Genomic DNA, 12,280 nt, shown 5'->3' with positions numbered 1-12,280 from the left:
ATGTACATTTTAAAGTTAGAAATAAGAATATACGTTCTGTTTTATGGTAAAATAAAGAAGACTTAACCGCCCACTGCAGCAGCTAAGTCCCTTTGAGAGCATCTTGCATCGTGACAAATGATTCAAAGCGGTTTTGCCAGGATTATTTCTTCAATCGCTGACTCAATCTCTTTGTCAGAAGCGTCATAACTTCCCTTTGACTTTGGCTTGTCATGAGCGGAAGTTTGATTCACTTCTTCTTTAGCATGTCCTTTTTCAGTAAAATTCATGCCAGGCATTTTAAATGCTCCCATATTCATGTATTTTCCAAATTTCCACGCTTCAACAATAGGGCAGAAGCGAACAATTCCCTCTGCAACTTTCATTGCACCAATCCATAGAAAAATGTTAGACCAAGTGCACCACGGCTTGCGTACAAGTTTAGTTGCACTACATCCGAAGAGGACAAGCCCAAGTGTAATTCGAATTAGAGCGTTTATTGTCCCGATGTTTTGCTTCATTAGAAAAACACTCCTTTTTATGAAAATTGAAATAGTAAATACTACTTCTCTTATTAGTATCCCGTGTGATTTTTGGGATATGTAATCCAACATTTGACGTTGAAAAAGATGTTGGATTCGGCGTGTGTGTCAGTAGCTTTTTTTGTTATAATGAAAGAATGCATAAAAAGAAGGTGAAATTAAATCCTTCTTTTTGAAAAATATTTAATAGCTATTTTAAAAAATCAAGATAAAAACTAACTGTTATTTTAAACAGAACTATAGATATAACTAGAGAAAAGGAAGGGTGTTTTCATGTACGATATTTCCGGATGGAAACATGTATTTAAGCTTGATCCAAATAAGGAGTTAAGTGATGAATATTTAGAAATGATTTGTGAGTCTGGAACGGATGCTGTTATTGTAGGCGGAAGTGACGGAGTTACAATTGATAACGTATTACACATGCTAGTTAGCATTCGTAGATATGCAGTTCCTTGTGTATTAGAGGTTTCTGATGTAGAAGCAATTACACCAGGATTTGATTTTTATTACATCCCAAGTGTTTTAAATAGCCGAAAAGTAGAATGGGTAACAGGTGTTCATCATGAGGCATTGAAAGAATTTGGGGATATTATGGACTGGGACGAAATTTTTATGGAAGGGTATTGTGTTTTAAATCCCGAAGCGAAAGTAGCCCAGCTTACAGATGCGAAATGTGATTTAACAGAAGATGACGTTATTGCATATGCGCGTTTAGCAGACAAGTTATTACATTTACCGATATTTTATTTAGAATATAGCGGTACGTATGGAGATGTTGAACTTGTTAAAAATGTAAAAGCAGAATTGAAACAAGCCAAGTTATATTATGGCGGTGGTATTTCTAATGCAGAACAGGCGAAAGAAATGGCGCAATATGCTGATACAGTAGTTGTTGGAAATATTATTTATGATGATATAAAATCGGCGTTAAAAACAGTTAAAGCAGTAAAAGGAGAGTAGGTGCAGGCGTATATGAGTATGACAGATAAGTTATTAAACGGTTTAAATCCACAGCAACAAAAAGCAGTACAAACAACGAATGGACCACTGCTACTAATGGCAGGTGCAGGTAGTGGTAAGACACGCGTGTTAACACACCGTATTGCGTATTTGCTTGGTGAAAAAGGTGTAGCACCATGGAATGTACTAGCTATTACCTTCACAAATAAAGCAGCTCGTGAAATGCGCGAGCGTATTGATAAACTTGTGGGACCAGAAGCAGAAGATATTTGGATTTCGACGTTCCACTCTATGTGTGTACGTATTTTACGACGCGATATCGATCGTATTGGTATTAATCGTAACTTTACAATCTTAGATTCAGGTGATCAGCTAACTGTAGTCAAAAAAATTATGAAAGAGCGCAATATTGATCCGAAGAAATTTGAGCCGCGCTCTATTTTAGCGGGTATTAGTAATGCAAAAAATGAACTGTTATCTGCGGATAAATATGCAAAAAAAATTACAATGGCTGATCCATATGAAAAATTAACGAGCGATGTATACACAGAGTATCAAAAACGTCTTTTGAAAAATAATTCATTAGACTTTGATGATTTAATTATGACGACTATTCAGCTATTTGAACGTGTTCCAGAAGTATTAGAGTTTTATCAGCGTAAGTTCCAATATATTCATGTTGATGAGTATCAAGATACGAACAAAGCGCAATATCTTCTTGTTAAACATTTGGCAGCACGTTTTAAAAATCTTTGCGTTGTAGGTGACTCTGACCAGTCTATTTATCGCTGGCGTGGTGCAGATATTTCTAACATTTTGTCATTTGAAAAAGACTATGAGAATGCACAGGTAATTTTGTTAGAACAAAACTATCGTTCATCACAAAATATTTTAAATGCAGCGAATGCTGTTATTGAAAAAAATACGAATCGTAAACCGAAGAAATTATGGACAGACAATCAAGTTGGAAGTAAAATCTCGTATTATCGTGCTGCAACTGAAAAGGACGAAGCATATTTTGTTGCGAAAAAAATACGTGACGATCTTCAAATGGGGAAACGAAAATACACTGATTTTGCAGTGCTATATCGTACGAATGCTCAGTCTCGTATGGTCGAGGAGATTTTCCTTAAATCTAACATTCCGTACAAAATTGTTGGGGGAACTAAGTTCTACGACCGTAAAGAGATTAAAGATATTTTGGCGTACTTACGTTTAATCGGTAATCCAGATGATGAAATTAGTTTTGCACGTATTATTAACATGCCAAAGCGTGGTATTGGTGCGACTTCTATCGATAAAATTATTAATTACGGTGTACAAAACGGAATTTCATTAACTGCTGTATTTGATGAGATAGAGCATGTTGGAGTAAGTGCAAAAATTACAAAGGCAGTAAAAGAATTCGCAAGTTTATTACACAACTGGGTAAATATGCAAGAGTATTTATCTGTTACAGAATTAGTAGAAGAAGTTATTGAAAAAACAGGCTATCGCGATATGTTGAAAAATGAGCGTTCTTTAGAAGCGGAAGGTCGTTTAGAAAACTTAGACGAGTTCTTATCTGTTACGCAAACATTTGAATCTCAAAGTGAAGATAAGAGCCTTGTTGCATTCTTAACAGATTTAGCACTTGTTGCTGATATTGATCGTGTAGATGAAGACCCAACTGCTGGTGAAGAAGTTATTTTAATGACGATGCACTCAGCGAAAGGATTAGAGTTCCCGGTTGTCTTTATTGTTGGTTTAGAGGAAGGGATATTCCCTCATACTCGTTCTCTTATGGAAGAGGATGAAATGCAAGAAGAACGTCGTCTTGCTTATGTAGGTATTACTCGTGCAGAAGAAGAGCTATATTTATCTAATGCGCAAATGCGTACTTTATTTGGTAGAACAAGTATGAACGCTGCGTCTCGCTTCATTACAGAAATCCCGGCAGAACTAGTGGAATCATTAAATGAAACAGCGCCGAAGCGTGAAAATTCGTTTGGTGCAAAAGGCAGAACAACAAGTAGCAGTAAAATGACAACGACAACCGCAACACGCTCTCGTTCAGCTTTCGCGCGTCCAGCAGCTAAGACGACAGGCGGTGAGCAAATTGGCTGGGCAGTAGGCGATAAAGCTTCCCACCAAAAATGGGGAATCGGTACAGTTGTAAGTGTAAAAGGTGAAGGTGATGCAAAAGAATTAGATATTGCGTTCCCAAGCCCGATTGGTGTTAAACGTTTGTTAGCAAAATTTGCACCTGTGACGAAACAATAGAAAGGAATGAGGATATGTCAAAAGAGATAGCAAAAAAACGTATAGAAGAACTGCGTGATTTGTTAAATACATTTAATTATCAATATCACGTATTAGACAATCCTTCTGTTTCTGATGCGGAATATGACCGTGATATGCAGGAGCTTATAAAATTAGAAGCAGAGAACCCAGAGTTTATGAGTGAAGATTCTCCCTCCGTTCGCGTTGGGGGAACTATTCTTGATATATTTGAAAAAGTAACACATAAGTCACCAATGTTAAGTTTAGGGAATGCATTTAACGAAGGTGATTTACGTGATTTCGACAGAAGAGTATGTCAAGGAATTGATGGTGCGAATGTAAGATATATATGTGAATTAAAAATTGACGGGCTTGCCGTTTCGCTTCATTATGAAAAAGGACGCTTCATTCAAGGGGCGACACGTGGTGATGGTGTAACGGGTGAAGATATTACTCAAAATTTAAAAACGATTAAAGCTATCCCACTTCGTTTAAATGAAGAAGTAACGTTAGAAGCACGAGGCGAAGCTTATATGCCGAAGCGTTCATTCGTTAAACTAAATGAAGAAAAAGAGCAAAATGGAGAAGATGTATTTGCGAATCCGCGTAATGCAGCAGCAGGTTCAATACGTCAACTTGATCCGAAAATTGCAGCGAAGCGTAACTTATCTATGTTTGTGTACGGTCTTGCGAATGTAGAAGAAAAAACAATTCCATCGCACAGTGAATCGCTTGATTTCTTAGGTGAACTCGGATTTAAGACAAATCCAAATCGCCGTACATGTGAAACAATCGAAGAGGTTATAGCTTATGTAGAAGAATGGCAAGAAAAACGTCCGCATCTTGATTATGAGATTGATGGAATCGTTATAAAAGTAGATGATGTTGCTCTTCAAGAAAGTCTAGGAACTACAGCGAAGAGTCCACGATGGGCGATTGCTTATAAATTCCCAGCTGAAGAAGTTGTAACGAGACTAACAGGCATTGAATTAAGTGTTGGCCGAACAGGGGTTGTAACGCCGACTGCAGAGCTAGAGCCAGTGAGAGTTGCTGGTACGATTGTTCGCCGTGCTTCTTTACATAACGAAGATTTGATTCGTGAAAAAGACATTCGAATTGGTGACTACGTTGTTGTGAAGAAGGCTGGAGATATTATTCCTGAAGTTGTGAACGTTATTTTTGATAAGCGTACTGGTAAAGAAGAAGAATACCGTATGCCAACGCATTGTCCAGCATGTGAGAGTGAACTTGTTCGTTTAGAAGAAGAAGTAGCACTTCGATGTATAAATCCGACTTGTCCGGCTCAAATTCGAGAGGGATTAATCCATTTCGTTTCAAGAAATGCGATGAATATTGATGGACTTGGAGAACGTGTCATTACACAACTCTTTGATGCAGATTATATTCGTACATTTGCTGATTTATATGCATTGACGAAAGAGCAATTATTACAGTTAGAACGTTTTGGTGAAAAATCAGCAACAAACTTAATACAAGCAATTGAAAATTCTAAAGAAAACTCGTTAGAGCGATTATTATTTGGTCTTGGAATTCGCCACGTTGGAGCGAAAGCAGCACGTACATTTGCAGAGCACTTTGAAACGATGGATGAGCTTGTAAAAGCAACAGAAGAAGAACTAAAAGCAATTAATGAAATTGGCGAAAAAATGGCTCAATCTGTTGTGACATATTTTGATAATGAAGATGTATTAGAATTATTACAGCAGTTTAAAGAGTATGGCGTGAATATGACATACAAAGGTATAAAAATTGCAGATTTACAAAATGTTGAATCTTACTTCGCAGGAAAAACGGTTGTTTTAACAGGTAAGCTAGAAGTTATGGGACGAAGTGAAGCGAAGAAGAAGATTGAGGCATTAGGTGGAAAAGTAACAGGAAGTGTTAGTAAGAGTACGGATTTGGTTGTTGCAGGTGAAGCAGCTGGTTCGAAATTAGCACAAGCGGAGAAACATAATGTTGAGGTTTGGAATGAAGAGAGGTTCTTACAAGAGCTAAATAAGTAAGAGGTGCAAACTTACCATGAAAAAAATAGCATTAGCGATATTAAGCCTGGGCCTACTTGTAAGTGGGTGTAGTGCAGGTGCCGACAAAGATGAAAAAGTGGCTGAGAAATCGGGGAAAGCAAAAGAACAATCAGTTGTTCCAAAATACGCTATTTCGGATGAATATTATAAGACGACTATTCCATTTGATGGTGGAAATGCACGTGGTTTAGTGGTGCAAGGGCTAAATAGTCGTCTTGATATAGATGAATTTGAAACAGGATTAATGCGAATTGCAAAAGAATCATTTAATACGAAAGATAATTTTTTAAAAGGCGGAAGTGCTCTAGATACTCAAGTGATACAGATGCTTGTTAAAAGAAAACGTACAGATGCTGAACAAAAGGAACTAGAGGACAAATTAAAAAAAGATGCAGTTAAATTTCCTAATATAGGATTAAACCCTGCGTTAGGAACGGGATCCGAATCACTAGAAGTGAAAAATAAAAAAAATCCAATATATATTTCAAATATTTTAGAGCATGATTATTATGTGAAAAAAGGCGATAACAGCGAGGAACGTGTTGGTATGGTAGTTGGATTAGCAATGAATTCTGTTCAATATTTTAACGAAGAGCATGGTTATCCACGTGAAGCTGCAATCCCGGATGAAAAGATGTTAGCTGAAGGGAAAAAAATGGCGCAAGAAATTTTGAAAGTCATACATCAAAAACAACCTGATACAAAAAATATTCCGATAACATTTGCGATTTATCGCCAATCTCCAAAGTCTTCGCTCGTACCAGGTAACTTTGTTTCTTATGCAAATGTAGAAAAAGGTAGTGAAACGGTTGAAGATTGGAAACAAATTAATGAGAAATACTATTTGTTCCCATCAGAGCAAGCGAAAACAGATAATAAACGTGAAGATCTTGCAAGAGTATCCAACTTTAAGGCAAAACTAAGCGATTATTTCCAAGGCGACTATACAGCTGTTATTGGTACTGGTATGTATAGAGATGATGAATTAAGAGAAATGAAGCTTGATATTCCTGTCCAGTTTAATGGAAAAGCTGAAATAATTGGTTTTACACAATATGTGGCAGGGCTTGTTATGGAATACTTCCCGAATTATATGAAAGTACAAGTAACGATTAAATCTGTAGAACGCCCAGAAGCTATTATTATACGTGAAGCAAAACAAGATGAACCACTTGTGAAAATTTTAGATTAAATATGAAGGCTGTTCCTCTATGGAACAGCTTTTTTTCTTATGTAATTTTGTTATAATTTAAAATGTTGTAAATAATAGGGGTAAGGGGTAAAGTTCATGGAAGAATTAAGTTTTCAAGTCATTATTTTATTAATTGCATTCGGTTTTTTAGCAGCTTTCATTGATTCCGTTGTTGGAGGAGGAGGGTTAATTTCGCTTCCTGCGCTTATGTTTGTTGGCTTAACGCCGGCTTCAGCAATTGCAACGAATAAATTAGCGGCAACAATGGGGACGTTTACGAGTGCGATGTATTTCATTCGATCAGGAAAAGTTGATTTTAAAATTGTAGGAAAGTTAATCCCGTTAACTATTGTTGGAGCTGTTGCAGGTGCTTTAGTAGTAAAATTTATTCCATCGGATATTTTACGCCCATTAGTACTTGTAATGTTGGTATTTATTGCTATTTATATTATTGCAAAAAAGAATTGGGGAAGTGTGTCTACCTATAAGAAGATGACGCAAAGAAAAACATTAATATTTTTCTTTGTTATTTTAATGATAGGATTTTATGATGGATTTTTTGGACCAGGGACAGGGTCATTTTTAATTTTTGCATTTTTATTAATTGGTTTGGATTTTATTCAAGCGGCAGCATCTGGAAAACTTTTGAACTTTGTTAGTAATATTGTATCTTTAATTACTTTTTTATTTTTAGACATAATTCATTTTGAATACGGTATTATCATGGGATTATCAATGATCTTAGGTGCTTATTTGGGATCGAAGTTTGCGGTTCAAAAAGGCGTTGGATATGTAAGGACTTTATTTTTATTAGTTACTATATTATTGATCGGGAAAAATGTTTTGGAATATACTCATATTTTGTAGATTCATACGCATGTATGAATCTCTTTTTTTTATTATATTTTAAAAATTTATTAATTTTTAAAATATAAGTCTAGGAATATTTGAATAAATCTAAATTATCGTGTAGAATAATGTTGTAAAATGTAAACGTTTTTCTAAGGGGAGGCTAAAAAAAATGGTAGTAGCATACAAACATGAGCCATTTACAGATTTTTCAGTGGAGGCTAACAAATTAGCGTTTGAAGAAGGTTTAAAGAAAGTAGAATCTTATCTTGGACAAGACTATCCATTAATTATTGGGGGAGAAAAAATCACTACAGAAGACAAAATTGTTTCTGTAAACCCTGCAAATAAAGAGGAACTTGTTGGTCGTGTTTCAAAAGCAAGCCGTGAGTTAGCTGAAAAAGCAATGCAAGTAGCGGATGAAACATTCCAAACTTGGAGAAAATCAAAGCCAGAAATGCGTGCAGACATTTTATTCCGTGCTGCAGCAATCGTTCGTCGCAGAAAACATGAATTCTCTGCTATTCTTGTAAAAGAAGCAGGTAAGCCATGGAATGAGGCAGATGCTGATACAGCAGAAGCAATCGACTTTATGGAATATTATGGTCGTCAAATGTTAAAATTAAAAGACGGTATTCCAGTAGAAAGCCGTCCAATTGAATATAATCGTTTCTCTTACATTCCATTAGGAGTAGGTGTTATCATTTCTCCTTGGAACTTCCCATTCGCAATTATGGCAGGTATGACAACAGCTGCTTTAGTTTCTGGTAACACAGTATTACTAAAACCAGCTAGTACAACTCCTGTAGTAGCAGCGAAATTTATGGAAGTATTAGAAGAAGCTGGCTTACCAGCTGGCGTAGTAAACTTCGTTCCAGGTAATGGTTCTGAAGTTGGTGACTACTTAGTAGATCATCCTCGTACACGTTTCGTAAGCTTCACGGGATCTCGTGATGTAGGTATCCGTATTTATGAGCGTGCAGCGAAAGTAAACCCAGGCCAAATTTGGTTAAAACGCGTTATCGCTGAAATGGGCGGTAAAGATACAATCGTTGTTGATAAAGAAGCAGATCTTGAATTGGCAGCTAAGTCTATCGTTGCATCAGCATTCGGATTCTCAGGACAAAAATGTTCTGCATGTTCTCGTGCAGTAATCCACGAAGATGTATACGATCACGTATTAAATCGTGCTGTTGAATTAACAAAAGAATTAACAGTTGCTAACCCAGCAGTATTAGGTACAAACATGGGTCCTGTTAATGACCAAGCTGCATTCGATAAAGTAATGAGCTATGTTGCAATTGGTAAAGAAGAAGGTAGAATCTTAGCAGGTGGCGAAGGAGACGATTCTAAAGGCTGGTTCATCCAACCAACAATCGTTGCTGATGTTGCAGAAGATGCTCGCTTAATGAAAGAAGAAATCTTCGGACCAGTAGTAGCATTCTGTAAAGCAAAAGACTTCGATCATGCACTTGCAATTGCAAACAATACGGAATACGGTTTAACAGGTGCTGTTATTACTAACAACCGTGACCATATTGAAAAAGCACGTGAAGACTTCCACGTTGGTAACTTATACTTCAACCGTGGATGTACTGGTGCAATCGTAGGTTACCAACCATTCGGTGGCTTTAACATGTCTGGTACAGACTCTAAAGCTGGTGGACCTGATTACTTAGCACTTCACATGCAAGCAAAAACTACTTCTGAAACTTTATAAGAAATAGTAGAGGAGCTCTTCACAAAGTGTGGAGAGCTCCTTTTAAAGTTGAAACCCCATATATTACCGTCGTTCGAAGAGAATGAGCTAAAACCTATTAATAGCGGGATAAACATGTAAACAGAAATAAAATAATGAGAAAAATTGACGTATTAGTCATATTTTTTAGTATTCATTTTGAGAATTTCCTGTATAATACAATTTGAAAGAAAATCTATGGTTCGACAAGGAACACTCCTTTCGGTTTTGCTCACTGAAAGGAGTGTTTTTTTATTGACATAGATCAAGAGTCTTGATTTCGGAATCTTCAATAATTAGATAGAAGAAAAACTCTCTATTTAAGTAGTTGATTTGGAAAATATTAAATATATAAGAAAAAAATTAAATTTATTTTTAGGATTTTGTATAGTATACTAAGTGATTTTATAATCGAATATCGAGATTTTAAGTTTTAATTATTGTTTTAATATTTATTATATTCTGGCATAATAGATTTGTACTTTTGGAAAAGACAAAAATGGTGAGGGGAAATGTTATGTGGGAAGGGATGATTGTTAGATGAATAAAAAGAATTATGTTGAATATGTTGACGTACTACGTGTATTTTCGATGTTTGCGGTAGTGTTTCTTCATACTGCTGCAGGAAGTTTACGGGGGAATATCGGTTCGGGTACTTGGCATATAACGAATGCACTGACAACTGTATTTAGTACGAGTGTACCTATCTTCTTTATGATTTCTGGTGCGATGTTAATGAGGAGTAGTAAAACGGAATCACTTAAAATAACTTATACAGAACGTTTGCCAAAATTAATTGTGCCATTTATTATATGGTCAACTATTGCTGTGTTATACTTTACGCCAAGGCCGATACAAATAACAAATGTTATTAAGAGTATTTTATACATGCCGAATCAAGCAGCGACAGTACATCTTTGGTTTATGTATGCCATTATTCCTTTGTATATTCTTTCTCCTCTTTTGAAGAAAATGGTAGATGCTTTAAGTAAAGAGCTTATAAAGTACATGTTAATTCTTTGGTTTATAGTAAGTTCGCTATTGCCAACAATTGCAGTACTAGTTCCAAATGAATTAAAACCAATATTTACGTTGTATCCTAATTTTGATATGAACTTTTTAGGCGGATATATAGGGTATTTCCTCATAGGTTATTATTTAATGACATATGAGAAGAAGGTATCCAAAAGGTTGTTACTATCCATAATCGTTATAGATACATTTTTAATTATATTGGGTACTTGGTATGCAACGGTTAAAATAGGGGAATACTCTGAGGATTTTAAGGCATACGTTAGAGTATTCGAAGTAATGCTTTCAGGTTCAATCTTCTTATTAGTAAAAGAGTATTTTAGAAATTACTCAATGAATCCGTTTATGTTTAAGTGGATACAAATTTTATCTGCTTTTTCATTTGGTGTGTATTTAATGCATAATTTAGTAGTTGTATATATTGGGAATAGATTGAATATTTGGCCAGCGCAATCAATTTGGATGTTATTAGTTGCTTTCATAATAATTACAGTTATAACAATGATAGCAATTATAATTTTTGCAAGTATAAAAATCACATGTTATCCATTAACAGGAATGAGTTTTAAGGAAGCTTCTCGTACATGTAATATTCAATTTTTATGGGGAAATTGGACTCAATCAAAAGATATTAAAAATGATAATGTATCAATGTAAATAATTAGTGAGGTTTTTATAAGTAGAATATGAATTCCTCAAAATAGGGCATGAATAGATGGTAAATATAATATAGTCGAAAAAAATCCTTTTGAATTTTCAAAAGGATTTTTTTCTTTGGACAAACTCTTTTTTGCTAAGTATTTCCGCATATATATTATTCAAACTTGCTAAAATTGTATTATGAATATAAACAGCTGGTATAGTAGCGTTCTTAAAAGAAAGGTCTTTTGTAGCACAAGCATCATGTATAACGGTACATTGAAAGCCAAAATCGAATGCAGCCCTTACTGTAGCATCAATACACATATGAGTCATCATCCCGCATACGACGACATGTTCAATGTCTAAACGCTGTAATTGCTCTAGAAGATTAGTTTCTCGGAAGCTATTTGGATAATGTTTGACTATAACGGTTTCTTCTCTAAGCGGACGTACGCTTTCGTGAATATGTACACCTTCTGTATTAGGTAGGAAAAAAGTAGCGTCATCTTTTATAGCTACGTGCTGGATATGAAAAATAGGTTCGCTGTTTGTTCTAAAGTGTTGTAATAACTGATTAGCATATTCGCTTGCTTCTACTGGATTACGCAATTCCATCTTTCCATTTGGAAAATAATCGTTTTGAATATCGACGAGTAAAAGAGCTGTTTTCATATATTTATCTGCCTCCGAGTTTCATATTCAAATAAATTTATTCAATTTGTAGAGAGGATTCTCCTGTTTAAAAATATGAGGAAGAAGAATTTTAAATAACCTTGAAAGTTACTATTTTCTCATGAATTTTCATCTGAAAATTTTAATAAAGGAATAATTAATATTTTTCTAAAAAATGTATTGACTCTTATTATTCTGAGTTCTATAATGAGAATTAATTAAATGACAATTAAATCGATACATTCTTATCCAGAGAGGTGGAGGGACTGGCCCTACGATACCTCAGCAACGGGTTTTTTAATACCGTGCTAACTCCAGCAAGCCATATAAAGGCTTGGAAGATGAGAAGATGTGAACGAGTACA

9 protein-coding genes and 1 riboswitch are annotated in these 12,280 nt (G+C 35.4%); of the genes, 7 read left to right on the top strand and 2 right to left on the bottom strand.

Annotated features, from left to right (window positions below):
• Positions 1-122: 122 nt before the first annotated feature.
• Positions 123-500, bottom strand: coding sequence for a YgaP family membrane protein (locus AC1Q51_RS24470; protein ID WP_000812341.1), 378 nt, complete (start codon positions 498-500; stop codon positions 123-125).
• Between the two features lie 294 nt (positions 501-794).
• Between AC1Q51_RS24470 and pcrB the strand changes: the two genes are divergently transcribed.
• From pcrB to AC1Q51_RS24435, 7 genes are all read left to right on the top strand, one after another.
• A complete protein-coding gene (gene pcrB, locus AC1Q51_RS24465; protein WP_000272109.1) occupies positions 795-1,484 on the top strand; it encodes a heptaprenylglyceryl phosphate synthase in 690 nt (229 codons plus the stop codon).
• Between the two features lie 12 nt (positions 1,485-1,496).
• Positions 1,497-3,746, top strand: a complete 2,250-nt coding sequence (gene pcrA / locus AC1Q51_RS24460; protein WP_139213320.1) for a DNA helicase PcrA — start codon at positions 1,497-1,499, stop codon at positions 3,744-3,746.
• 14 nt (positions 3,747-3,760) lie between these two features.
• The gene (gene ligA / locus AC1Q51_RS24455) at positions 3,761-5,770 is read left to right on the top strand and encodes an NAD-dependent DNA ligase LigA (RefSeq protein ID WP_090978170.1); all 2,010 of its coding nucleotides are present in this window, start codon (positions 3,761-3,763) and stop codon (positions 5,768-5,770) included.
• 16 nt (positions 5,771-5,786) lie between these two features.
• Complete coding sequence (locus AC1Q51_RS24450) at positions 5,787-6,983, top strand: CamS family sex pheromone protein (protein WP_000717011.1); 1,197 nt, start codon at positions 5,787-5,789, stop codon at positions 6,981-6,983.
• 96 nt (positions 6,984-7,079) lie between these two features.
• Positions 7,080-7,850, top strand: a complete 771-nt coding sequence (locus AC1Q51_RS24445) for a TSUP family transporter (protein WP_090978172.1) — start codon at positions 7,080-7,082, stop codon at positions 7,848-7,850.
• Between the two features lie 154 nt (positions 7,851-8,004).
• On the top strand, positions 8,005-9,552 hold the full coding sequence (gene pruA / locus AC1Q51_RS24440; protein WP_000259555.1) for an L-glutamate gamma-semialdehyde dehydrogenase: 1,548 nt from the start codon (positions 8,005-8,007) through the stop codon (positions 9,550-9,552).
• 558 nt (positions 9,553-10,110) lie between these two features.
• A complete protein-coding gene (locus AC1Q51_RS24435) occupies positions 10,111-11,259 on the top strand; it encodes an acyltransferase (RefSeq protein ID WP_001035908.1) in 1,149 nt (382 codons plus the stop codon).
• A 99-nt stretch (positions 11,260-11,358) separates the two neighbouring features.
• Here the strand turns inward: AC1Q51_RS24435 and AC1Q51_RS24430 are convergent, their stop codons facing one another.
• Positions 11,359-11,916, bottom strand: coding sequence for a cysteine hydrolase family protein (locus tag AC1Q51_RS24430; protein WP_000844908.1), 558 nt, complete (start codon positions 11,914-11,916; stop codon positions 11,359-11,361).
• 242 nt (positions 11,917-12,158) lie between these two features.
• Positions 12,159-12,264: riboswitch (SAM riboswitch) on the top strand.
• Positions 12,265-12,280 lie beyond the last annotated feature (16 nt).

Source organism: Bacillus sp. MT94 (assembly GCF_058792475.1).
Note: the sequence above shows the minus strand (reverse complement) of the source record. Positions and strands in the feature narration are given on the sequence as shown.